Source organism: Synergistaceae bacterium, from assembly GCA_017540085.1.
GTDB lineage: Bacteria > Synergistota > Synergistia > Synergistales > Aminobacteriaceae > JAFUXM01.
Map to the genome: position 1 here is coordinate 1 of JAFYBQ010000029.1, position 23,327 is coordinate 23,327.

General features: G+C 50.2%; 26 protein-coding genes and 1 tRNA gene. 4 read left to right on the forward strand and 23 right to left on the reverse strand.

Annotated features, from left to right (window positions below; all coding sequences use genetic code 11):
* Nucleotides 1-23: 23 nt before the first annotated feature.
* On the forward strand, nucleotides 24-284 hold the full coding sequence (locus tag IKQ95_06230) for a hypothetical protein (GenBank protein MBR4196292.1): 261 nt from the start codon (nucleotides 24-26) through the stop codon (nucleotides 282-284).
* A 528-nt stretch (nucleotides 285-812) separates the two neighbouring features.
* Here IKQ95_06230 and rplS read toward each other — a convergent pair.
* The 7 genes from rplS to IKQ95_06265 all read right to left on the reverse strand — a co-directional run bounded on the left by rplS (nucleotide 813) and on the right by IKQ95_06265 (nucleotide 6,044).
* A complete protein-coding gene (rplS, locus tag IKQ95_06235) occupies nucleotides 813-1,172 on the reverse strand; it encodes a 50S ribosomal protein L19 (GenBank protein ID MBR4196293.1) in 360 nt (119 codons plus the stop codon).
* A gap of 20 nt (nucleotides 1,173-1,192) precedes the next feature.
* On the reverse strand, nucleotides 1,193-2,314 hold the full coding sequence (gene trmD / locus IKQ95_06240; GenBank protein MBR4196294.1) for a tRNA (guanosine(37)-N1)-methyltransferase TrmD: 1,122 nt from the start codon (nucleotides 2,312-2,314) through the stop codon (nucleotides 1,193-1,195).
* Nucleotides 2,315-2,316: 2 nt separating this feature from the next.
* Entirely contained in the window at nucleotides 2,317-2,559 is a 243-nt protein-coding gene (locus tag IKQ95_06245; protein ID MBR4196295.1) for a KH domain-containing protein, read from the reverse strand.
* An 84-nt stretch (nucleotides 2,560-2,643) separates the two neighbouring features.
* Nucleotides 2,644-2,910, reverse strand: a complete 267-nt coding sequence (gene rpsP / locus IKQ95_06250) for a 30S ribosomal protein S16 (GenBank protein ID MBR4196296.1) — start codon at nucleotides 2,908-2,910, stop codon at nucleotides 2,644-2,646.
* Between the two features lie 35 nt (nucleotides 2,911-2,945).
* Complete coding sequence (gene ffh / locus IKQ95_06255; GenBank protein ID MBR4196297.1) at nucleotides 2,946-4,334, reverse strand: signal recognition particle protein; 1,389 nt, start codon at nucleotides 4,332-4,334, stop codon at nucleotides 2,946-2,948.
* Entirely contained in the window at nucleotides 4,319-4,738 is a 420-nt protein-coding gene (locus tag IKQ95_06260; protein MBR4196298.1) for a hypothetical protein, read from the reverse strand. Before IKQ95_06260 ends, ffh begins: the two co-directional genes overlap by 16 nt.
* Nucleotides 4,731-6,044: a transposase gene (locus IKQ95_06265; GenBank protein MBR4196299.1), complete on the reverse strand. Its 1,314-nt coding sequence runs from the start codon at nucleotides 6,042-6,044 to the stop codon at nucleotides 4,731-4,733. The genes IKQ95_06260 and IKQ95_06265 overlap by 8 nt, the downstream gene beginning before the upstream one ends.
* Before the next feature lie 114 nt (nucleotides 6,045-6,158).
* On the opposite strand from IKQ95_06265, the gene IKQ95_06270 reads away from it, so the two are divergent.
* The gene (locus IKQ95_06270; GenBank protein MBR4196300.1) at nucleotides 6,159-6,860 is read left to right on the forward strand and encodes a hypothetical protein; all 702 of its coding nucleotides are present in this window, start codon (nucleotides 6,159-6,161) and stop codon (nucleotides 6,858-6,860) included.
* A gap of 43 nt (nucleotides 6,861-6,903) precedes the next feature.
* Here the strand turns inward: IKQ95_06270 and IKQ95_06275 are convergent, their stop codons facing one another.
* The 5 genes from IKQ95_06275 to IKQ95_06295 all read right to left on the reverse strand — a co-directional run bounded on the left by IKQ95_06275 (nucleotide 6,904) and on the right by IKQ95_06295 (nucleotide 11,859).
* Nucleotides 6,904-7,956, reverse strand: a complete 1,053-nt coding sequence (locus IKQ95_06275) for a M48 family metalloprotease (GenBank protein ID MBR4196301.1) — start codon at nucleotides 7,954-7,956, stop codon at nucleotides 6,904-6,906.
* Nucleotides 7,957-7,961: 5 nt separating this feature from the next.
* Nucleotides 7,962-8,450 carry a flagellar export chaperone FlgN gene (flgN, locus tag IKQ95_06280; GenBank protein MBR4196302.1) on the reverse strand — a complete coding sequence of 163 codons (489 nt, stop codon included), beginning with the start codon at nucleotides 8,448-8,450 and terminating at the stop codon, nucleotides 7,962-7,964.
* On the reverse strand, nucleotides 8,416-8,955 hold the full coding sequence (gene fliS / locus IKQ95_06285; GenBank protein MBR4196303.1) for a flagellar export chaperone FliS: 540 nt from the start codon (nucleotides 8,953-8,955) through the stop codon (nucleotides 8,416-8,418). Before fliS ends, flgN begins: the two co-directional genes overlap by 35 nt.
* A gap of 82 nt (nucleotides 8,956-9,037) precedes the next feature.
* Nucleotides 9,038-10,954 (reverse strand): DNA topoisomerase (ATP-hydrolyzing) subunit B, encoded by a 1,917-nt coding sequence (gyrB, locus tag IKQ95_06290; protein MBR4196304.1) that lies wholly within the window; start codon nucleotides 10,952-10,954, stop codon nucleotides 9,038-9,040.
* 77 nt (nucleotides 10,955-11,031) lie between these two features.
* Nucleotides 11,032-11,859 (reverse strand): LicD family protein, encoded by an 828-nt coding sequence (locus IKQ95_06295; GenBank protein ID MBR4196305.1) that lies wholly within the window; start codon nucleotides 11,857-11,859, stop codon nucleotides 11,032-11,034.
* A gap of 113 nt (nucleotides 11,860-11,972) precedes the next feature.
* Between IKQ95_06295 and IKQ95_06300 the strand changes: the two genes are divergently transcribed.
* Nucleotides 11,973-12,389 carry an acyl-CoA thioesterase gene (locus IKQ95_06300; GenBank protein MBR4196306.1) on the forward strand — a complete coding sequence of 139 codons (417 nt, stop codon included), beginning with the start codon at nucleotides 11,973-11,975 and terminating at the stop codon, nucleotides 12,387-12,389.
* 49 nt (nucleotides 12,390-12,438) lie between these two features.
* On the opposite strand, the gene raiA is transcribed toward IKQ95_06300, so the two are convergent.
* The 4 genes from raiA to IKQ95_06320 form a co-directional block, all read right to left on the reverse strand.
* Complete coding sequence (gene raiA / locus IKQ95_06305; protein MBR4196307.1) at nucleotides 12,439-12,966, reverse strand: ribosome-associated translation inhibitor RaiA; 528 nt, start codon at nucleotides 12,964-12,966, stop codon at nucleotides 12,439-12,441.
* Nucleotides 12,967-13,023: 57 nt separating this feature from the next.
* Complete coding sequence (locus IKQ95_06310) at nucleotides 13,024-14,202, reverse strand: 3-dehydroquinate synthase (GenBank protein MBR4196308.1); 1,179 nt, start codon at nucleotides 14,200-14,202, stop codon at nucleotides 13,024-13,026.
* A 148-nt stretch (nucleotides 14,203-14,350) separates the two neighbouring features.
* Nucleotides 14,351-15,208, reverse strand: a complete 858-nt coding sequence (gene larE, locus IKQ95_06315) for an ATP-dependent sacrificial sulfur transferase LarE (protein ID MBR4196309.1) — start codon at nucleotides 15,206-15,208, stop codon at nucleotides 14,351-14,353.
* A gap of 8 nt (nucleotides 15,209-15,216) precedes the next feature.
* Nucleotides 15,217-15,301: transfer RNA gene (locus IKQ95_06320), tRNA-Ser, on the reverse strand.
* A gap of 72 nt (nucleotides 15,302-15,373) precedes the next feature.
* On the opposite strand from IKQ95_06320, the gene citC reads away from it, so the two are divergent.
* Nucleotides 15,374-16,420 carry a [citrate (pro-3S)-lyase] ligase gene (citC, locus tag IKQ95_06325; protein ID MBR4196310.1) on the forward strand — a complete coding sequence of 349 codons (1,047 nt, stop codon included), beginning with the start codon at nucleotides 15,374-15,376 and terminating at the stop codon, nucleotides 16,418-16,420.
* A 72-nt stretch (nucleotides 16,421-16,492) separates the two neighbouring features.
* Here citC and IKQ95_06330 read toward each other — a convergent pair whose 3' ends face one another.
* The 7 genes from IKQ95_06330 to fumC all read right to left on the reverse strand — a co-directional run bounded on the left by IKQ95_06330 (nucleotide 16,493) and on the right by fumC (nucleotide 23,322).
* Entirely contained in the window at nucleotides 16,493-17,596 is a 1,104-nt protein-coding gene (locus tag IKQ95_06330; GenBank protein ID MBR4196311.1) for an aminopeptidase P family protein, read from the reverse strand.
* Entirely contained in the window at nucleotides 17,593-18,528 is a 936-nt protein-coding gene (locus IKQ95_06335; GenBank protein ID MBR4196312.1) for a DUF4268 domain-containing protein, read from the reverse strand. Before IKQ95_06335 ends, IKQ95_06330 begins: the two co-directional genes overlap by 4 nt.
* 124 nt (nucleotides 18,529-18,652) lie before the next feature.
* Nucleotides 18,653-18,805: a winged helix-turn-helix domain-containing protein gene (locus IKQ95_06340; GenBank protein MBR4196313.1), complete on the reverse strand. Its 153-nt coding sequence runs from the start codon at nucleotides 18,803-18,805 to the stop codon at nucleotides 18,653-18,655.
* 22 nt (nucleotides 18,806-18,827) lie between these two features.
* On the reverse strand, nucleotides 18,828-20,252 hold the full coding sequence (gene rlmD / locus IKQ95_06345; GenBank protein ID MBR4196314.1) for a 23S rRNA (uracil(1939)-C(5))-methyltransferase RlmD: 1,425 nt from the start codon (nucleotides 20,250-20,252) through the stop codon (nucleotides 18,828-18,830).
* Nucleotides 20,173-20,940, reverse strand: a complete 768-nt coding sequence (gene lptB / locus IKQ95_06350; GenBank protein MBR4196315.1) for an LPS export ABC transporter ATP-binding protein — start codon at nucleotides 20,938-20,940, stop codon at nucleotides 20,173-20,175. The genes rlmD and lptB overlap by 80 nt, the downstream gene beginning before the upstream one ends.
* Complete coding sequence (locus IKQ95_06355) at nucleotides 20,937-21,899, reverse strand: hypothetical protein (protein ID MBR4196316.1); 963 nt, start codon at nucleotides 21,897-21,899, stop codon at nucleotides 20,937-20,939. Before IKQ95_06355 ends, lptB begins: the two co-directional genes overlap by 4 nt.
* A 58-nt stretch (nucleotides 21,900-21,957) precedes the next feature.
* On the reverse strand, nucleotides 21,958-23,322 hold the full coding sequence (gene fumC, locus IKQ95_06360; GenBank protein MBR4196317.1) for a class II fumarate hydratase: 1,365 nt from the start codon (nucleotides 23,320-23,322) through the stop codon (nucleotides 21,958-21,960).
* Nucleotides 23,323-23,327: the final 5 nt, after the last annotated feature.

The following is a 23,327-nucleotide window of genomic DNA, read 5'->3' on the forward strand; positions in this document are numbered from 1 at the left end:
AAAATACACAGGAGGTAAGCATAATGGAAGAAGCTAGACAGGAAAAACTCAAGATTAGCAACGACTTGCTCGATGCCATGCTCGTAGGGGTCAAAACTCAAGACGATTTATGGGGCAAAGAGGGCATCATCACTCAGATAAACAAGGCTCTGTTAGAACGAATCCTTAACGCCGAGATGGATTTCCACCTCAATAACACAGACGAAGGACGCGCAGCGGGCAACACAAGGAACGGATACGGCAAGAAAGACACTTTCGGGAAACGGTCTGCGTATCTCTCATAGAAGTGACTTAATGCTTTTGACCAGTTGCTTATCGGCATTGTCCACTTCTGGGATGCTTTTTCTATCGTTACCCATTTTCCGCGCCCTTCCAAACGTGAAATTATCGGCAACATGAAATCCTCCCCGCTCCATCGGCAAAGGACTTCCGGCGTTTTTGCGTTCGTGATCACTATCGTCTGTAAATTCTCACTGTCGCGGTAAATTTATAATTTTATTTTTATCCCATTTGAGTTATCTACCATCCCTTTCCTAAAATCAGTGGCATGTTAGCGTAAGGATTAAGGAAAAGTACCCCATCTTCGCTGGGATATATGTTACAGACAGGAACAGGAGAAAGTGTTTCGGAGAAGCGATTAGTAATCAGGAATCATGACATTGTATATAATTTACAGCAAAGGGCAGGAGTTTGGTATTCGGTTAAGCACATTGAAGGCAGTACAGCCTATCTTCATCAGATAACCCCGCGGCTTAACTATTACAAGGCAAAAAAAATTTCCCCCGCCGTTATGACAGGGGAAAATCTTTCTGCTAGGCTTCTGTGAACTTCCTGCGCTCTTTGATTCTCGCGGCCTTCCCGCTGAGTTTCCGCAGGTAGTACAGCTTAGCGCGTCTGACTTTTCCTTTGCGCTGTACTTCCACTTTGTCGATTGACGGGCAGTGTACCGGGAATATCCTCTCAACGCCGACACCGTTCGATATTTTCCTGACCGTGAATGTCTCATCGAGGCCGCCGTGCTGCTTTGCTATGACGATACCCTCAAAGACCTGTATGCGCTCTCTTGTGCCTTCTTTGATTTTTACATGCACCCTCAGAGTATCACCCGGCCTGAAATCAGGCAGAGGCTCGGCTCTGTAGTATTTCTTCTGCACTAATTCTACTGCGTTCAACTCTGTAATTCCTCCTTCTTTTAACGTTTGCCCAAAAACCTGTCTAACGCTGTTCCGACTCTCACGTTCAGCGGCAAATCTGCTCCCTCAGCGAAAAGATACCCCGAAATCCCGCCGATGTCATCGGGAAATTCATCATCCTGCGCGAATATGAACAGTATATTTCCGTCATGCTCCAAGCATCTGCGCTTCACCTCAAGGCTGTGAAGAGAATTTTTCCTCGCGCCCTCCGAAACTTTCACCGCAAGCGTATCACCGTCAACAATTTTCTTCACACTGCCGATGATTTTCGCGCCCGGGTACATTTCCTTCATGGCCGCCCGTAACTCTCTGCTTTCTGCGGATATGTACGGCCTTCCCGCAACGTATGCCCGGCAGATCTCAGCAAGCCCCGAAAGATTCACGCCCTCATTTTTCACGGTTACTGCTACATTCACGCCCGAAAGATATTCCCTCACCGATGCCCGCGAAACTAAATCCGGCCTTCTCGTCAATGTCCGCCTGACTGCCTCGCGCCGCCTCCGCCGGGATATTTCTCCCGCGTTCCCTCCCGTCAAAACTTCAGGAACAGCAAGCCCCTCCCACATTGCCGGACGGGTGTAATTCGGGTTGTCAAGCATTCCGCGGTAAAATGAGTCCTCGATTACTGCCCTGCTTTTTCCCACAACACCAGGAACAAGCCGCGACATTGCGTCAGCTATAAGCATCGCCGGGATCTCTCCGCCCGTCAAAACACAGTCCCCTATGCTGATTTCTAGGTCAACATACCGTTCAACAAAGCGTTCGTCTATTCCCTCATAATGTCCGCAGATTATCGCTACATTGTCCTGAAGCGCGAGAGTCTCTATTATCTCCTGGCTGATTAACACCCCCTGCGGGGAAGGGTACACAACAAACGGCCTTTTTCCGCCTGATTCAGACGTTACGGAGTCTAATGCGTCCTTCAGCTGAGGAGCCGCCAATACCATCCCGCCCGAACCGAATGCGTAATCATCAATCTGTCTGTAATTTCCCCTGCCAAAATCACGCAGGTTAACCAGCTTAACGCCGACAAGCCCTCCTGAAACAGCACGGCCCGGAATACTTGTATGTAGAAATTCCGCGAATAGCTCCGGGAATGCCGTCAATATGCTTACGTTAATGGCTAGTCCTCGATGATGTCAACATCAACCCTCTCTCCGGCCTTGACTGCTGCCGCTTTGGCCAACAGCCGGATAGCGTTGATCGTTGCACCCCTCTTCCCGATTACGCGCCCCACGTCCTCATGGGCAACCCGGATGAGGATTTTGCTTCCGCCGTCTTCCTCGCCGTTCTCTACTTCAACTGAGTCAGGCTGTGTAACAAGGTGTTTGACGATAAACTCTACAAGCTCTTTGTAATTGACCATTAAAGTGGCACCTCCTGTTTTATTCGCGGTCTACGATGAAATTATTTTTTTGATGCTGTTTCCTGCTGAAAGAAAGCCTGCTGTTTATGCTTCCTTTGTCTTGAACTTCTCCCAGATTCCCTGCTTCTTTAAAAGCCCGCGCGCCGTGTCTGAAGGCAATGCGCCGTTCTTCAGCCAGTATAGAGCACGCTCCTCGTTGATATTCACTGTGGCCGGGTCTGTCATCGGGTTGTATGTTCCGATAAGCTCGATGAATTTTCCGTCCCTCGGTGAACGCTCATCTGCTACAACAAGCCTGTAAAAGGGAGCTTTCTTTCTGCCCTGACGCGACAAACGAATCTTTACCGCCATTCTTGTTTTCGCACCTCCTGTAGTTTTACGCTGTATTATCTTCCGAAACCGAACAACGATTTCAGCCGTCTGCTTCCCCCTGAGCCGGTGAATGACTTGAACATTTTTCTCATCTGCTCATACTGGGCAAGCAGCTGGTTCACGCTTTGGACTGAAGTCCCGGAACCCTGTGCAATTCTCCGCCGTCTTGAGCCTTTTATTATTCTCGGATTGCGTCTCTCTTCGCGGGTCATTGACTGGATTATTGCCTTGCTGCGCCTCAATGCTGATTCGTCAGCGTCCTCAGCCCGTAAACCTTTTATCTTGTCCATCCCCGGAATCATGCCCATGACCTTTTGAAGTGGCCCCATCTTTTCGAGTGCCTCAAACTGTTTCAATAACATTTCTAGGTCAAAAGACTTTGCGATTTTTCCGGGGGACTTGATTTCTGTATCTGCTATTCCTGCCGCCCTGACTTTTTCCGCCAAGCCCTGAATGTCGCCCATTCCCATAATGCGCCCGGCCATTCTCTCAGGGCTGAACACCTCTAGAGCGTCCGTGTTCTCGCCGACACCCGCGAATTTCACCGGGATTCCTGTTACTGCTCTGACAGACAGCGCGCTTCCTCCGCGTGCATCGCCGTCAAGTTTTGTGAGAATGAGTCCCGTCAGCGACAATAATTCGTGGAATGCCTTTGCCGCGTTCACTGCCTCCTGCCCTGTCATAGCGTCGACAACAAGAATCTTCTCATGAGGCGGGAGAATGTCAGCAATGCTCTTCAGCTCCGTCATCAATTCGTCATCAATGTGAAGCCTTCCGGCTGTGTCGAGGATTATAACGTCATTCATGTGGCCTTCCGCGTATTTCACCGCGCCCCGAACAACCGCGAGAACGTCAGGCGAGTTTTCCATACCCCTCTTCCGCTCGCGCTCCTTCCCCCCTAACGTAGGGGGGACAACAGGGGGGTTAGGCCCGAAAAACGCGACTTTAGCCCCTTCAGCGAGGACTCTCAGCTGCTCGACAGCAGCGGGGCGGCGCAAATCACACGCCACAACAAGCGGATTATGCGAACCCTTCAGGAGCCGGGCAAGTTTGACGGTGCTTGTAGTTTTCCCCGAACCCTGAAGGCCGACCATCAATATTACTGTGGGCGGTTTGGGCGAAATTATGAGGGGGGCAGGCTTTCCCATGAGCGATATTAATTCCTCGTAGACAATTGCCGAGATTCGCTCACTGGGTGTGATTGACTGCAGCACTTCCGCGCCGGAAGCCCTTTCACGTATGCGGGCTATGAAGTCTTTTGCCGTCCTGAAATCAACATCAGCCTCAAGCAATGACCGCCTGAGTTCCCTCATGGCCGCGTCAATGTCTTCCGGGGACAGTTTTCCTTTCCCGCCAAGTTTTGAGAATAAGGCCGATAATTTTTCCTTCAGAGCGTCAAACATGATTGATTTTCCTCCTTCGCCCCTGACTTTACGCGCAGTGCTTCATTCTCCGACTCAAGCTCCCGTATTTTTTCCTCAAGATGACGGGTATTAGCCGCAAAATGTAAATCACGCTCAAGGCCGTCAAGTTTTCCCATGACATTCCGCGCAAGTGTATACACTGCCTGCCTGCTGATTCCGAGTACGTCGGCCGCCTCCGATAATGTCAGGTCAGAAAAGCATAATGTCTCGTAAACTTTCCTCTGTCTTTCTGTCAGCAATGGTGAATAGAAATCGTACAGCAAATTGAAATGTACCCTGCGTTTCAGTATGTCATTGTCGTCCTTTGCGCTGTCAGTCATGATGAGGATTATATCAACCTGTTTCAGGCTGTCAAGTGTTTTTGCTTTACAGAAATCAATCATGTGAACTACTCCGCCTATAGAGGCTGGAGCTTCCTAATTCTACGAGGCTGCAACACAAATCTTGCGACTCATGTTGTCTTACGTCCTCTCCAAAGGCGTGGATTCCCTGCGTCCCACAGGTATTTTTCTTCGCAAGCAATATCATATTTCGCGCCGCGTGAATGTCTCGGTCTTCTCTATATCCGCAGGAACATTCATATACCCTGTCTGCTAACGTTATATCTTTCTTGAGTTTCCCACATACTGGGCAATATTTCGTGGTTGGCTCTCTTGAGGACAGCACTGTTACCCGCTCATTATTCATCAGTTTTGCTTTCACTAGTCCTAATACTGAGTGTTGCACTGTCCTTCCGAACATGCCTTTATGCCATCCGGAAAGATTTTTATCCTGCATATATACATGTTCATGCTCTAACAGCTTATGCACGATTTTATTCGCTGTGTCTTTTTTACGGCTCGTTAATTTCTGATATGCTTTCTGTAACAATTTCCTAGCTTTGTCCGACCCTGGAACGGGTGCGCCCGCGCAATTGTTTGAACCCTTCTTACGCCGAGCTATTAAACGCTGGCACTTCTTTATCCGTTCACTTTCTCCAATCAGCACTTTATATTTTTCCCCGTCAGATGTCGTTATTGTCGTTTTTATTCCCATATCTATCCCGATTTCAGACTTGTACTTTCTCTTTTCACCTCCTTTATTCTGGTAGGTCGTTATCACAAGATAATAGCCATCTGGCAAACTAAGTAAATTCGCATTCGCAAACTCTATATCAGGGATATTCCAGAACTGATTTGCTCCTTTTATACGTATGCGTTCCTTGAAGCCTTGAATACCGATATGACATTCATCATAGAACCTGTATGTTATTCTGTGTTGCTTGAGATTAATTGACACATAATCAGACTTGTAGCGCAAAGAACCTATCTTGCGCTTATGCTCACGAAGAGTTGCAAGAGCCTTCAAGCTGTCTTTCAAGCCTTGGATTACAGACTGTCTCATTTGCGATGAAATATATTGCAGTTCGTGTGTTACAGGCTGGCGGTCTTTGTCTAATCCATGCACTGTGAGAGTTTTGCTGTCGTAGTCGTTGATGTCAGGGTCATTCATGAAGGTTAGAGTATCGTTATAGAGCCATTTAGCTTCAACAAAAAGCATTTTGAGGCGAGTTTTCTGCTGTTCATTAAGGTGAGAGATGTCGATTTTCACGCGATAGACTCGGCAAACCTGAGACTTGCGCTTCTGTTTTGTCTGTTTGCTTTGCTCTTTTATTCGTTCATTTTTCGCTAATCTCTCATTTTCTGTCATGTGGATATTATATCCTAATGGCGCAATTCATCTCTCACCTAAAGAGGTTGGAGCCTTCTTGCGCGAAAAGGTAAAATTCATTCACGCAAAAATTTTTTGAGGAGGCATCAGCGAATGAAGCTGGCGAAATATTTTCTTGCGGTTTCTGTTACGGCGGTGATATGCGTTTTCGGAATGCGATGGCACTACACAGGGTCATTTATTCAGAGACAGAGAGCAGAGACCGACATACTCAATGATACGTACTACAAGATTCACATCAGTATCTACGAGAGAATGCCGAGCAGTGAAGGCGGGATTGTGTTTCTTGGAGACAGTATTACGGATTACGCTCCGTTCAGCGAGATATTTTTTTCCTCCGGCCTGCCCGTAATCAACAGGGGAATCGCTGGGGACAATACATCCGGAGCATTGGCGCGGGTCGATGAGGTAATCAGCCTGAAGCCGTCAAAGCTGTTTATACTTCTCGGCACGAATGATATTGTCTACAACATGACAGCGGAGAGGACAGCGGAAAATCTCACCGAGATAATACGCAGGGTGCAGAAAGAATCCCCGTCAACAAAAATTTACGTTCAGACTCTCATGCCGACAAACCCGGATTTGCACACTCAGAGGCCGAACAGCGAAATAAATTCCCGCAACGAGAAAATCATAGCCGTAGCGCGTGAGACAGGCTGCAATCTCATCGACACGAACAAGCACATGGCCGAGAACGGAATACTGCCGCGAAAATATACGGTTGACGGGCTTCACCTGAGCGGGGAAGGCGTTTTGAGGTGGATGGAAATTCTTGCGCCTCATGTGAAGGAGTAAGAGTCAGGGAGTCAGGAAAATCCCGCGCCTGAAATTTTGCGGTTCACTTGAAGAATTTTGACGTGGGATATTTTGCCCGGCCTGCGTTGATGGCCTTTACGAGATTCCTGCGTATGTCGTCCGGCTTTGTCATTCCGTCAATAGTTCCTGCGACAAAATGATTCCCGATGTATAACGCTCCCCGCTCAACGTGAATTTCATACGGGGCAAGCTCAAGCTGAAGATATTTGTCGAGAGACTCCCGGATTGACGGCATAAGGGCGCGGGACTCAGCAGACTTTTTCCCGATTACAGCAGGAAGGCCGTCAACAGTCAGCACAATGTCATTATCCCCCTCGCGTATATTAGTCCGGAGAAGCCCAAGCGAATATTTCCGCTCAATCGGGATTTTACGTTCATGAAGGATTTTGACGGCGGCGGCCAGTCGTTTGGGTGTCTCAGGGTGATTCAGGTATATTCCGTATTCTACAATAGGCTGCCTGTACTCCTCTGCCATGAAGTGTTCAAACAGCGTAATCATTCCCGTAGGCGAGTACCCCGACTGAATGAGCGCGTCAAGTCCGAGACGGTCAGCTTCCGCTTCAAGCTCAAGTGTATACGCGCTTGTTACGGCAATCTGTGCGACCTGTGCGAGAATAACCGGGGCGGCGGCTCCCCCTGAGAGTATCATTACGGCCAATGCTCCCAGCGTAACTTTGTCGGCATCAGCGGCCATCAGTAAAGAGTGCTTGCGGTCTGCGTGAATCATTTCATGAGCCATGACAGCAGCCAGTTCCGAGTCAGTCTTGAGAGCGTCAACAATTCCCGTTGTGAAAAATATAAATCCTCCCGGAATGCAGAAGGCGTTGAGCGCGTCAGTTTTCACAAGCCGTATTTCCCAGTCAAGACGGCGGGACATATGCGGCTCAAGTCTGCGTAATATCACCTCAAGTTTTGAGATTATTGCGGGGTCTGAGGTAAGCGGCCACTGCTCTTCTATCTGCTTCACGGCGCGGCGGCCTATTTCGACTTCTTTGGCTAAATCGGGGTCAGGCTCTGCGGAATATGATATAACTGGGGAAAATATAAGCGCAAATAACAGTATTAACTTCTTCATTCCGGCTAATAGTATCCCCCTCCCATTTTGGCATAGCTTGCGGCGGCGTTTTTTGCGTGGGCGCGTGATAACATCTGAGAGCGGAGACCTGCGGAATGTTTCTCAAGCTCCGAAATCGCGTCATCCTCAGCGCGTATTATGCTCCCGGCAATTTCGCGGCTTTCCTCAATCAGCGCGGGAAGCTCCGTGTCATCGGGGTACAATTCAAGCAGGCGCATTCCGAATCCCTCCGCCCCCTGAATATTTCCGCCAAGCCCGGACTCCTCAAGAATGTCGCGCCATCCGTCAGCAAGCAATTGAAGCTGTGAAATAATTTCGTCCTTCTGCGCGAGAATGTCGGACAATTCGTCCATATCACCATTAAGGACAATGGCTTCAAGTTCCCTCGAAATCATTGCCCTTAACGTTCGGCAGTATTTTATCTCGCGCTGAATGAGATCTTTTGCCTGCTCTAATATTTTATCCTGCGAGGGTGAATTTTCCGGCCTTTGCATTTTTCGCGGGTGCTGGGTTTACGTATGAGACTGCTGTCTTTGTCTCAGGCTTCTTCCCTTCAAGCTCATCCATTGCGCTCTGAAGGTCTTTGTCATCGGGATGTTCTTCCTGATACTTCTGAAGGAGCTGAATCAAAGCACTCTCCCATGTCTGTTTAAGCTCCTCAAGCATTCCGCGCACTGTCCTGATGTTGTCCGGCTCTTTCTTCATGTTCGCGTCAACAAGCCGCTGATACATATACTCGTAAAGCTGCATGAGCTTGTCTGCCATTTCCCCGCCGCGCTCTTTGTTCAGCGTAACCATAAGCTCGCGGATAACTTCCTGCGCCCGGATAATTTCCCTGTTGGCCGTGTCATAGTCGGGTGATTTGGCGGTCATTGCGTTCTCGGCTGTCCTGCACGCCTTTATTCCGATGTCGTAGGTGATGAGGAGCAGCTGTTCTTTCGTGGCGGTTGAAATCCTCGTTGCCTGATAGGTGTACTGTGCGTTATTGGTGGCTGCCATTGAAATTTTCCCCCTGAATTGTTTTATTGGATTCTGGACAAATTATCGGTGAGGAATCATATGACTTTTAGCACAGTCCGGGCTAAACGTCAAGATTCTTCACGTCCGCCGAATTTGCGATGATAAACTGCCGCCGGGGTTCTACCTTTTCGCCCATGAGAATGTCGAAATACTCATCAGCGAGGAAATTATCATCAAGCTGTACCTGCTTCAGGATTCTGTTTGCGGGATTCATTGTGGTATCCCATAATTGTTCGGGATTCATTTCGCCGAGTCCCTTGTATCGCTGTACGCTGACTTTTGACGGGTCAGACGCTCCGGCGGTGTGCCTGCGTAGTTCGCTGTCCGTGTAGCAGTAATGAACCTCTTTGCCGTACTGCACCCGGTAAAGCGGAGGCTGTGCCAGGTACAAATATCCCTGCGCTAAAAGCTCCGGCATATGTCGGTAAAAGAACGTAAGCAGCAATGTTGAAATGTGCGCTCCGTCAACATCGGCATCCGTCATGATGATTATTTTGTGGTAGCGTAGCTTCTCTGCGTCAAACTCATTCCCGATTCCGCAGCCGAGTGCCGTTATTATCGTCTGAATTTCGCGGTTGGCTAACATTCTGTCCATGTGGGCTTTCTCTACGTTGAGGATTTTCCCGCGCAGGGGCAATATCGCCTGAAATTTTCTGTCGCGTCCCTGTTTTGCGGATCCGCCTGCTGAGTCTCCCTCGACAATGTACAGCTCTGTGTTCTCGGCTTTCTTTGAGGAACAGTCAGCCAATTTTCCCGGAAGGCTCATTCCTGACATTGCGCCTTTGCGGACAAGCTCGCGGGCTTTCTTTGCGGCTTCACGTGCACGGCGGGCGCGTATGGCTTTCTCTGCAATCGGCCTGACGATTTCGGGGCGGTCTTCAAATGCTGAGATTAACCCCTCGTAAATGAATGAGTCGACAGCTCCGCGCACCTCGCTGTTTCCGAGCTTTGTTTTCGTCTGGCCCTCGAACTGAGGCTCCGAGAGTCTCACGGACAATACGCAGGTTAATCCCTCTTTGAGGTCATCGCCGGATAAATTCTCCTCCTTGTCGCGCAGAATCTTCCCTGCCCGGGCTAACTCGTTCAGGGCGCGAGTCATGGCCGACCTTAGTCCGGCAAGGTGAGTCCCGCCTTCTATCGTGTGAATCAAATTGGCGTATGTGTACATGTGTTCCTGATAGCCGTCGTTGTACTCAAAGCCGACATCAATCGCAATGTTGTCGCGCACTCCCGACAAAACTACAGGCTCAGGGAAAAGGGGAATCCTGTCGCGGTCAATGTATTTCACGAACGCGCCTATACCGCCCTTGAAGAAATATTCCCGCGTCTCGTTCGTGCGTTCGTCAAGCACAGAGATCTTCAGCCCCGGATTCAGGAAGGCCAGCTCCTTGAAGCGGCTCTTGAGGGTGTCAAGAGAGTGCTTCACTTCCTCGAATATTTCGCTGTCGGGACGGTAATCTATTCTCGTTCCGCGCCAGTTTGCCGGGACTCCCTCGGACAATTCTGTTACAGGGACTCCGCGCTCGAAACGCTGAGTCTTCTCTACGCCGTTGCGGGCAATAGTAACAACAAGCCATTCTGACAGGGCATTGACGACAGAGACTCCGACTCCGTGCAAGCCTCCTGAGACTTTGTACGCTCCCTCGCCGAATTTCCCGCCCGCGTGTAGCACCGTCAAAACGACTTCACTTGTTGGCCGCCCGTTGTAGGGGTGAGGGTCTGTAGGGATTCCGCGCCCGTTGTCCTGGACGGTAATGCTTTCGTCAGGGTGAATCGTTATGTCTATCTTGTCGCAGAACCCGGCCATGGCCTCGTCTACTGCGTTGTCTACAACTTCATACACAAGATGATGAAGGCCGCGCGATGATGTGTCGCCGATGTACATTCCCGGGCGTTTGCGAACCGCTTCGAGTCCTTCAAGTACTTTTATGCTTTCCGCTCCGTATTCCTGTGTCGGTGATGTGTTTGTGATTTCCATGTGTGAAAGTTTTAGCCTCCTGTTGAAGTTTCACGGGTGATTATAGCAGAATGAAACAGGGCGGAAATTCCTGCGGTCTAATCTTTCTTGTACGCTATAAGCTGATGGGATATTCTTTTGCCCGGCGGGGGAGGTGTCATATAGTCCCCGTAAAGACCTCTGAGCCATTCATCATAGCCTGCGGGAACTTTGTACATCTTGCCTTCAAATTCAAGCTCGGTGAGATTCTCAAGGAGTTCCCTTCTGCACACAAGGCAATGCCATCCGACAAAATCACCGACTCTTGCTGTTTTCTTGTCGGCATATCGCTTTGAGTTCTCAGCTATTTTCCTGATGTAATCAAACCTTGCGGACTTTGGCGGGAAAAAGTGTACTATCTTCCACGCAATCCGGCACGCCGCCACGCATATCCGTCTCTTAATGCTCATTATGCTCCACCTTGCCGGGAATATCCCCTCCCTTATGCATCTCACCGCCCTGATATATGCGATCCGCTTCCTGAACATGTCCCGCACTATTCTGTCATCATCGGGGGCATTGTCCATCACAAATATATCAACGTTCAATGCCATGCCCGTTATATTTGTGAGAGGCTCATCAACCACTGTTGTATTGTCAAAGACTTTCCCGAACGCAAACTCGCATTCCGGGTCATTCTCTATGCTGCGGAACTCGTAGCGGGGGTTATATCCGTTGAACTCGGCCATGAACCTGTCATAGTCCGGGCGGAGCATACCCAAGTCAATATCATCGTCCCAAGGAATATAGCCCTTGTGCCTAACCGCACCCAGCAGTGTCCCGCCGTTGAGCCAGCAATTTATTCCCCTTTCCGCGCAAAAATCCATAACAGTGTCAAGAATCTCAAGCTGTATTTTCCTAATCTCGTCAAGCGTAAGCCGCCTCACCGCACAAGCCTCCTCACATATTGATGTCCGCTATTCTATCACAGCCGGAAATAAATAATTATATCTGCCGTGTGATAATATTGACGCGGAATTTTCACGGGAGGGGTCATTCAATGTCAGAAGCAAAATGTATCACGCGAACGCGAGTCCGTTACGGCGAGACAGATAAAATGGGAGTAGCATATCACGCGCACTATCTGAACTGGTTCGAGATGGGAAGAAGCGACTTATGCAGGGAAAACGGGAAGAGCTTTGCGATATGGGAGTCTGAAGGCGTATTGCTGCCTGTAGTAGAGGCTCACTGTCGGTACAAGTCGCCGCTGTTCTACGAGGACGAAATTATGATTGAGACGACAATAACAAAGCTCACGAAAGTAAGCGTAACATTCTCATGCAGGGTTCTTCACGCCGACACGGGGAGAGTCGCCGCGGAAGGGTACACAAAGCACGCATTCACATCCCCGGACGGGAAATTACTGCGGAACGGGAATGCGCTGTATGAATGGCTGAAGGATTTTTCTGCGGACTGACGAAAATCCCCCCGGCTTTTGACCGAGGGGACATTGATATTCCTGCTCACTATCTCACAGGCTCTATGAGGCCGTAGCTGTTTTCCCCGCGCTTGTACACTACATTAATTTCCCCTGTCGCGGCATTCTGGAACACGTAGAACTCATGCCCGACAAGCTCCATCTGCATAACGGCTTCTGCGGCTTCCATCGGGTGAACTTCTACCTTCTTCACCTTGTCGATAGCCGGAGCGTTTGTGTCTTCTTCCTCGTCAACGCTGAACGTGAAATCCTCGCCCGCTCCAAGCTGCGCCCTGTCTTTGAGGTAGGAATTGTACTTCTTTATTCTCCGCTCAAGATTCTTCAATGACTGGTCGAAAGCCTTGCGGGGTTCTAATGCGTCCTCTTCTGCCCTGAGAATTACACCGTTTGCATTGGCTGTAGTCTCAACGTTGAAGCTGCCTTTGTGGTGCGTGATTACTATCTGGCAGTTCATGATACGGCGGAAGAATTTTTCCAGCTTGGATATTTTCTTCTCCATGTAGTCCCTGAGCTTGTCATCAATTTCGCACCCGCGCTGCACAAAACGAATGTCCATTCTTGTGGCACCTCCTGAAAAGTTATTGCTGAATTGTATTTATTATATTACATTTCCTCACTCCATGCCCGATGAAATTACCGCTTCAAGCTCCCCCGCCGGAACATTCACCGCCGCGCACCCGCCAATTTCAGCAGGAACAACTAAATCAAAGCCGCTCCCCGGAATTTTGCGCCCGCTCAATAACGCCTGTGATATTTCGCCCGCCGTGAAACTCCTGCATTCTGACGGAAGATTGTTCCGCGTGAGGGCGTTAATGATTCTTGCTGACGTGTTTTCGCCGCACCAGCCCTGCTTGACGGATGCCCGCGCCGTTATCCCTATGCCCTGAGACAATGCGAGGCCGTGATGAATCCCGTAGCCGCTGAGACTTTCTATCGCGTTCCCAAGAGCATAGCCGAGACATTTCGACTTCATTTCACGCGTAAGGCCAGCCCGGTATTTTATGCAGCCTTCTATGATTTTCTCTATACTGTCCCGGACGTTTCCCCGCTCGAATATCCTGAATAATTCCTCGCCTGACATTATTGCAGTTTTGAGGGCTTCTGCGATTCCTGAGCGGTATTCCTCCTGTGAGAGTGTTGACAAGCAGTCAGTATCACATACAACAAGGGAAGGACGGCACCGCATTCCGGCGAGATTTTTGCCCGCTGTCAGGTTGATGAACGCACTATCCCACGCTGAAGCCTCAATCATGGCCGCCAGTGTCGTGGGAACAAGGACGAGCCTTACCCCGCCCATGTAGCACCCCGCGGCGAATCCGGCTGTCTCGCACAGAACACCGCCCCCGATGGCTACGACTATACATTTTGCGGAGAGTCCAAGCTCGGCCATGTCATCGAGGAGCTTTGAGACCGTCTGAAAGTTTTTCGCGCGCTCATGGGAGTCTATTATGAGTTCGCATATTCTCAGCTTCATTCCGTCAGGCTTCGGGCATTCCTGGAAGTTCATTATCACCTTGTGCAGGTATAGTCCTGAGACTTTCTCATCCGTAACGATTAATATTTCGGTGTATAAATCTTCCGTGAGCCTGAGAATTTCGAGGCCGAGGCGGGATATTATTCCCCGGCGTATTCTTATGCTGTGGCCGTCATTGGCTGTTACGTTTGCGGGCATGTGTATTGATTCATTCCTTCCTGCATAAAAAAACGCCCCCTGAAATCCTTTGACTGATTCAGAAGGCGTTGTGTTCTCCGTGTATGTGATGTGCTGTGAATTTCTCCCTACGTCAGCCAAAGCAAAACAGACTCCCGGCGAAAATACCAGAAGTAAATGTTAAACATGAAATAGCTGGCTGATGTAAGATTAATTCTGTTCACTGTGATAAATTGTCTCCGCGTAAAAATTTGAACCGTCAGAATAATTGCACAATGCCCGGAAAATGTCAAGCCGTCAAAGTCTCATTCATGCTCCCAGTTCTGTAACCCTTCATATCGAGAGCGACATATGAAAATCCGTACCCTTTGAGAGCGTCATAAATCTTTGCGCGTGTATCGGGCTGAATTATGCGGGTGAAGTCGTCCGGCAGAATCTCAATCCTTGCGATGTTCCCATGAACGCGGACTCTTGCCTGACGGAATCCCATTGTCCTCAAAAGCTCCTCAGACTGTTCGACCATGTGCAATTTCTCCGGGGTAATCATTTCGCCGTAAACGAATCTTGACGCGAGGCAGGCGGATGAAGGTTTGTCCCATGAGGGGAGATTCAGACGGCGGGAAATTTCTCGGATGTCGGATTTTGTGAGGCCGCATTCGCGGAGGGGGCTTATGACTCCAAACTCACGCAATGCCCTCATGCCGGGGCGGTAGTCGCCAGAGTCATCGATATTTGAGCCGTCAACGACGTGTGAGAGTCCATTTTCGCGGGCGGCTGTGATGATTCGGGTGAAGATTTCGCGCTTGCAGATGTAGCACCTGTCCGGGGGATTATTGCTGAAGCCGTCGATTTCGGCCATGTCGATATGAATCCTGATGTGCTGAATGTGATTGTCCCGGCAGAAATTTTCGGCCTCTGAGATTTCCCGGCCTGCTGTGAATGACGCTGAGACTGTTACGGCTATTGCCCTGTCGGCTAATGTGTCGTGCGCGACTTTAAGCAGCAATGTAGAGTCGACTCCTCCTGAGAAAGCAACGGCAACGCTTCCGAGTGATGATAAATACTGCTGAAGTGATTTGAGTTTGTCCACGTGAAAATTCCCCCCATCAATATACGAAAAAACCCCGTACAAGTTGTACAGGGTCATAATCTGAGCGGAGAATGGAGGATTCGAACCCCCGGAGGCTTGCACCTCAATTGATTTCAAGTCAACCGCCATCGACCACTCGGCCAATTCTCCTCAAAACGCGCAAGATTATAGCACATAGGGTAGAATTTTGCACAAGACAGAAAATTACAGGGAGGCGGGAAAATGTCAGAGTATGAGGTCTCGAAAGTATATCCGTCCGACAAGCGGGGAAATTTGCAGGTTGAGCGGCTATTACAGGATGAGGGGATAAGGCGCGACAGGAATCTTGATTACACGTGCGCGGTGTATGATGACGACTATAACATTATCGCTACGGGAAGCTGTTTCGGCAACACACTGCGCTGTATGGCCGTGAGTCATCTGCATCAGGGCGAGGGGCTAATGAATCAGGTTGTGAGTCATCTAGTGCAGTACGAATATCAGCGGGGGATTAATCATTTGTTCCTGTACACAAAGTGCGACTCGGCCAAATTTTTCGGGGACTTAGGATTCTATGAGATTGTGAGAATCGCCGGGCAGGTTGTCTTCATGGAGAACAGAAAAAACGGCTTCAGCGATTACTTGTCGGCATTGTCGCAAACAAAGCGGGACGGGAAAAATGTTGCTGCCCTTGTCCTTAACGCCAACCCTTTCACGCTCGGCCATCAGTTTTTGGCTGAGAAGGCAGCGGGCGAGAATGACATTCTTCACGTGTTCATAGTGAGCGAGGATGCGTCCCTAGTTCCGTTTGACGTTAGGAAGCGGCTTGTCATGGCCGGGACATCACATCTGCGGAACATCGTGTATCACGACACAGGGCCGTACATCATCAGTGCCGCGACATTTCCCAGCTATTTCCAGAGAGATGACGAGGCTGTTATAGAGAGCCACGCGAATTTAGACCTCGAAATTTTCGTGAGGATCGCAAAATCTCTTGGGATTACTGCGCGTTATGTCGGTGAGGAGCCGAAAAGCCTTGTTACGGGAATCTACAACCGCATAATGTCGGAGAAACTCCCGGAGCACGGAATAAAGTGCGTGATTGTCCCGCGAAAAACAGAGAGCGGAAGAGTCATAAGTGCCTCAGACGTAAGGCAGGCCATAAAGGAAGGAAGGCTTGACGAGATACGCGGGCTTGTGCCTGAGTCAACGTATGAATATTTTGCGGGGGCTGAAGGCGAAAAGGTAACAGCAAGAATCCGGGGGGCCGACAATGTGATTCACTACTGAGAGGAAAATTGCCGGGCTGAAATATTGTCCGGCGATTGAATTTCTTGTGAGGCACTCTTGACGCTGACATGCTCATATTATGATGAGACTCTGATTGTCATTCACCGTGAGGCACTCGCACCCGTCTTCCGTTATGAGATAGTCATCCTCAATTCGGAGTCCTCCAAAGCCCTCGATATATATTCCAGGCTCAACCGTAACAACATCCCCGGCCATGAGTGTATCTTCTGACGTTCGCGAAAGTCTCGGCGACTCGTGAACCTCAAGCCCTAATCCATGTCCGAGTCCGTGAACGAACTTGTCCCCGTAGCCGGAGTCAGCAATCACTTTCCGGGCCACCGCGTCAACATCAGCACCCTTCACGCCCGGACGCAGAGCCTTCACAGCCTCATGATGTGCGCGGAGTAATATTGCGTTGATTTCCCGCGCCTTGTCGCTTGCATGGCCGAGCGCAAAATTCCGCGTTATGTCGCTCATATATCCCTCATACATCGCGCCATAGTCCACCGTAACAGACTCGCCGTCAGCAAAAATTTTCCCCGTTGCAGGAGCGTGGCACATTGCGGAGCGTTCGCCGGAAGCCACAATAAAATCATCATGCGCCCAGCCTTTTTCCGCGCCCAATCTCTTTATCTCAGCATTAAGCAGAATGTCGAACTCCGTCTCAGTCATTCCCGCATGGACAGACTTCAGCGCGTTCCCGAAAGCCTCACGCCCGATCCGCCCGGCCTCCCGGATTAGCGCGATTTCGTGAGCGTCCTTAGTCCGGCGCAATTTCGGTATCATCTCGGAAGCGTCAATCCATTCACATTTTACCGGGGCAAAATATTTCGTGTACGTTGCGTGTGAAATTTTCCCGGCCTCGAATCCAGCCCGCGAATATCCCCCGTCAGCAATCATTTTCGTGATGTATTCCGGGACTGGCTTTTCTGACTGTATCACTATCTTGAACGGGGTCTGCGCTTTCGACTGGGTAATATATCTTCCGTCTGTGATGAGGGTTGAGTCGTTCATTGTGATGATGAGTCCGGCGGAGCTTCCCCGGAAACCGGAAATGTAATGACAGCTTTCGGAGTTCGCTCTCTCGTCAACAACAAGCGCGAAAACGTCAAGCCCCTTTTCCGACATTAACGCCCGTAATTTTTCGACTCTCTGTGTGATAATCTCTGTGTTCATTCTTTATACTCCTTTACGTATTTTCCGAACACGGCGCGAATATTCAGGACTGATGACATAATCCACTCGAACTGATCCGGCCATGATGATTTGTCGGTGAGGCTTGCGGGTGATTTCCTTGCGCGGATTCTGTATCCCTTTCCGCCGGGAAGCTCAAGCCAGTCGAATATCATTCCCGACTCGGACTCTATGTCGTCTCTTCTTTCTGACAGGTGCGAAAATAATTCCCTGTCGTCTGAAATGTTGAGTCCGGCTTCAATGTCGTCCCTGTTCTTTGCGATGATTATGCTAACACCGGGGCGGCCTGTCCCGAAAACAACGCCGTAATTTGAGGATGTCTGCCAGCGTCTGTAGCTTGCGGCGAATTTCGGGTTGCTTCCCCCGTCAAAGGCGTAATCCTGAAATGCGTTCCAGTAATCGAACCTTAGCGCGTCAATGTCAGCGGCTTCCCCGGAATTTTCGCGGGTATTCTGGGCGGACATGTCCGGGCGCGATATGACCTCGAATTTCACGCCGGGTACTGAGTCGCCTATGCGGAATAATCTCAACTCGCAGAGAAATATACCCGTATTGCCGTCCGTCCGGGAATTGAGCCATTCTGCCGCGGCTTTATGCTCCGGGCTTGCGTGTCTCACAATCCATATGAGTATGTCGGAGCTGTACATGGCCGCAAGAGTGATGAGCCGTCCGAGTCGTGATTCGCCTGTCCGGGAGAAATCGCCGGTGATGATTATCCGTCTGCCTGTGCCTGATTCGGAGGCCGCGACACAGCCGGGTGAATGAGATTCCTCCGCTGACATTTGGAGTCCGATGGCCTGTGCGAGGATGTCAATATTAGCGTCCTGCGCGAGCCATTCGGAGAAATCATCAGAGCCTTCACGCCACACTGTATTGATGTCGTCAATCTCCTGAAGTGTTCCGAGCGTAACCAAAATTTATATCCCCCCTTAAAGTTCGTCCGAGAAAAAATCACTGTCTACCCTCTTGATTTCGTATGTATGCTCAACTGAGACGCCTACATTGTGCTTTATCATCAGGCGAGTCAGAGTCGCTCCGTCAACTGCTCGGCACTAACTCGGATATGTCAGCGTCAGAGAGATTCATTTTCCGCGCTATTACTTCTTTCACTTCTTTTGCTGAATGTATTTCGCCGTCCTTCAGAGCCTCAAGCAATACCACGAAGAACTCAAAGAATTTCGGCACGGCCATGAATTAATCCTCCTCCCCTCTGTCATTTCACCATCACAGCAACCGTTTCAACATGTGCCGTCTGCGGAAACATGTCAAACGCTCTCACGCTCTCAAGCTCATAGCCATGACCCGCCAGAATCTTGCAGTCCCTCGCCAGCGTCGCAGGATTGCACGAGACGTAAACGACTCTCTTCACGCCGAAATCATTTACAGCCTCAATCACCGCCCTGTCGCACCCATCGCGGGGAGGGTCAAGAACGACAGCATCATATGAGTCTCTCATGTCAGCGATAACATCCTCAGACCGCCCGCAAAATGTACGGACATTCCTGAAATTGTTGGCCTCAAGATTTTTCACGGCCATTTTCACCGCAGGTTTGTATTCCTCAACACTTGCGACATTCTCCGCGTTCCCCGCAAGAAAGCACGTCAAAGCACCCGCACCGCTGTATAGCTCAAGAATATTCCGCGAGCCTTCCGCCATATTCGCCGCGTACGTGAACAATTTTTCCGCCTGCCCAGTGTTGACCTGAAAGAATGAGCCTGTACCGAACGTAAGCAGAAATTTTCCGAGACGCTCAGAGATTACGCCGCTTCCCGTCAATGTCTCCGTGTAATTTCCGAGAATGACATTACCCGGCTTTGAGTTGTGGTTGACGGTGAGCGTGTCGGGCCGGGCAAGATTTCCCAATGACGCGAGAGCCTTCACGCTTTTTGCTGACATTTTCCCGTTTATTACGAACGACAAGAGAGACTCGCCCGTGTTGATTCCAGTCCGTGCGATAATGTGGCGCAATTTTCCCGTGTGATTAGATTCGTTATAGCCGTCAAAGGGATAATGATTCTGTGTGAGGCCGTCAAGAATCCGGCTGTAAATTTCGCTGATCCTCTTTGCGTTGACGGGGCAATTTCTGATGAGTTCGAGACGGTGAGTCCCGGCGCGGTAAAATCCCGTGATGATTCTGCCGTTCGAGTCGTTCGAGTCTTGGACGGGGAAAGCGGCCTTGTTCCTGTAGTGCCAAATTTCCGGGGACGGCTCGCACTTGAGTCCGGCGAAAATCTCCGGGCTGAATCCGCCTATGCGTGTCATTGCGTCCCGGACTATTCCGGCTTTAAGCTGTAACTGTAATCCGTAATCCGCGTGCTGTAACTGACATCCCCCGCAGCGCCCGTAATATTTGCACCGGGGAATCACGCGCCCGGCTGAAGCCTCAATCACCGACACTGTATCAGCGACCGCAAAATCTTTCTTACGCGCAACAATTTTCCCCCTGACTTTCTCACCCGGCAAAGCTTCGTGAACAAAAACGACTCCCGACTCTGTCCGTGATATTCCGTCCCCGCTGCTGTTTATGCCTGAGACTGTGAGAGTCAGAATTTCGCCGTTATCCCTGCTGTGATTGTTCGTGATGATGGTGCGCTCCTTCCCACTCGAAATTCTCGCCGAGATAGAATTTCCGGGCAAGCTCGTTGTCTGCTACGTCTTCAGGAGACCCGGAGAGGAATATTTTTCCGTCATGTATAAGATATGTGCGGTCAGTGATTGAGAGAGTCTCGCGCACATTGTGATCTGTAATCAATATCCCGTAGCCCTGCGCTTTAAGCTCGTGAATCATCGACTGAATATCGGCAACCGCAATAGGGTCAATTCCGCTGAAAGGCTCATCAAGAAGAATGAATTTCGGCTTGAGGGTCAATGCCCTTGCAATTTCGACACGCCTACGTTCACCGCCTGAGAGCGCGTAGCCTTTTGTGTCAGCAATGTGCGTAATCTTGAACTGTTCGAGAAGGGAGTCGGTTAATTCTTTGGCCTTTTTCCGCTTCCCGGTCTCCTCCCAAACGAGATTGATATTTTCCCTGACAGTGAGATTCCGAAACACTGACGCTTCCTGCGGGAGATAGCCAATTCCGCGCCTCGCCCGCTCGTAGACAGGAAGCCCGGTAATATCCTCGCCGTCAATCATCACGAACCCCGAATCAGGCCGGATGAGTCCCACAATCATGTAGAATGATGTAGTTTTTCCCGCGCCGTTCGGGCCGAGGAGTCCGACAACCTCGCCCGCGTCAACATTAATGCTTACTCCTCCGACAACAAGCCGCCCGCTGTAGCCCTTGCGGAGATCTTTTGCTGTGAGTCCGTTAATCCCGCTCATTTCCCGCGTGTCTTCCTCGTTCTTGATGATGATGATTTTTTCTTGGGCTGTGATTTTTCCGGCTGTGATTTCTTGGGTGCTGTGTCAATTTTGACTTCCTTGGAGGCATCCTGCTTTTTCCTTTCGCGGGTGATGTCTATTGTGATTTCGGCTCTGTCTGAGGCAGGCTTTCCGCCTTCAGTTTTCCGTGTCAGTCCTCCGAGAGCCTCGACTCTGTTCTGATCCGGGAAATAGACTACCGAGTCAGACTTCAGCGTCCTTCCTCCCTGAACGGCTACAACATGGCCGCTGACTACAACGCTTCCCCTTGCGAGTGAGTACAGCGCATTGTCCCCTTTGAGGCTGACGGGTTCCTCTTGGGATGTTGGACGACCTTTGAGCCAGACGCTTTTTTTTGCGGTGAGTTCGTGAAGATCCCCGGCCCGCAGTAATCCTTCAACAGAGTCAGCCCCGAACCTGAGTCCCCGTGAGCCGTCCTCGATGTTTCGGGCGTTAGTGAGCCAAAATTTTGTCTGAGTGTCATTGCCCGACGGCCTGTCAAGTCCTCCCGCGCCTGTTATCCTGAGCCTGTCTGCGTCAAGTTTCATTGTTCCCATGCTGCCTTTGACACCGCCGAGAAAGTTACAGCTTGGTATGTCGGCGAATGATAGCGAGACTTTTCCGGCTCTGAGGTCAACTTTGTCGCCGTACCATTTTCCCGAAGCCACTATGCCTTTGTCGAAATTGACGATTCTTTTGTCGACGTTGCCGGAGCCTTCCGGGGCTGTTAGTCTGAGGTCGCCCGCAGTGATTATGACGTTGCCGTCCGCGAGAAAGTCGCCCGTCTCAGCGTCAAATCGCATTCTGTTTGCTGACAATGTAGCCTGATCGGGCATTGATGAGCCGTCAATCGCATAACATTCAGCCGCGAGAATCAGGCATGATATTACGGCGATGAGGGCAAAAATTTTCCGTGTCATTAATTAATGCTCCTTCCATGAAAATTGGGTGAGGAAAATATATCACAAAGGTATTCAGCTATACCATATCCCGCGGATTAATGTAGCTGTCGTATTCTTCCGCCGTGAGAATCCCAAGAGAGACCGCCGACTCTTTGAGCGTGATATTTTTCTCGTGGGCATTCTTTGCGATTAGCGCGGCTTTGTCGTACCCCGTGTGAGGATTCAGAGCCGTAACAAGCATCAATGACTTCTCTACATTCTCCTGCATTCTGTCTATGTTCGGGCGGATTCCGGCTAGGCATTTGCGCGTGAAGAACGTGAACACTTCCGCAAGAATATTTACCGACTGCAAAAAGTTATACGCTATCACCGGCATGAAGACATTGAGCTGAAAATTTCCCTGCGAGGCCGCGAATCCTATTGCCGAATCATTTCCCATGACCTGAACCGCCGCCATTGTGAGCGACTCGCACTGTGTCGGGTTGACTTTGCCCGGCATTATGGAGCTTCCCGGCTCATTCTCAGGGATAAATATTTCTCCCAGTCCGCAGCGGGGGCCGGACGAAAGCCAGCGTATATCGTTAGCGATCTTCATCATGTCAGACGCGAGAGCCTTCAATGCTCCGTGGACGTAAGCGAATGCCGCCTTTGACGTTAGCGCGTGAAACTTGTTATGACTCGTAACAAACGGAAGCCCGGTTAGCTGTGATATTTCGTGCGCTGACTCCTCCGCGAATCCTTTCGGAGCGTTCAGCCCTGTGCCGACCGCCGTCCCTCCGAGCGCAAGCGGATATAGTGTAGTCATGGCCTGCGTGATAGATTCTTTTCCCTGCGAAATCATTTCGAGCCACGCGGAAATCTCCTGCCCGAACGTTATCGGAACAGCGTCCTGAAGGTGAGTTCGCCCCGTCTTGATGACGTTCATATTTTCGTCTGTTAATCGCTGAAGGACTCTTATTCCCTCGTCAAGAGCGGGGAACAAATGCCCGGTGATTTCTGTTACGGCTGATATATTCATGGCCGCGGGGAAAGTGTCATTTGAGCTTTGCGACATGTTGACGTGATCATTCGGGTGCAATAATTTTTCCCCGGCTAATTCGTTGCCCCGGTTGGCGATTACCTCGTTGACGTTCATATTAGTCTGAGTGCCTGAGCCTGTCTGCCACACCGTGAGGGGGAAATGTGAGTCCAGTTTTCCCGATAAAATCTCATCGCATACGGCTGTGATTAAGTCCCTGCGTTTTGTGTCGAGGCGTGAAGATTTTGCGTTTGCGATTGCTGAGGCTTTCTTGATTATTGCGAGGGCGTGTATTATCGGCATGGGCATTTTTTCGGCTGACTGTGTGAAATTTTCGAGGCTTCTTTGAGTCTGCGCGGCCCAGTAGGCTTTTGACGGCACTAAAATTTCTCCCATTGAGTCGCGCTCTTTCCTGTAGTCCATGTGAA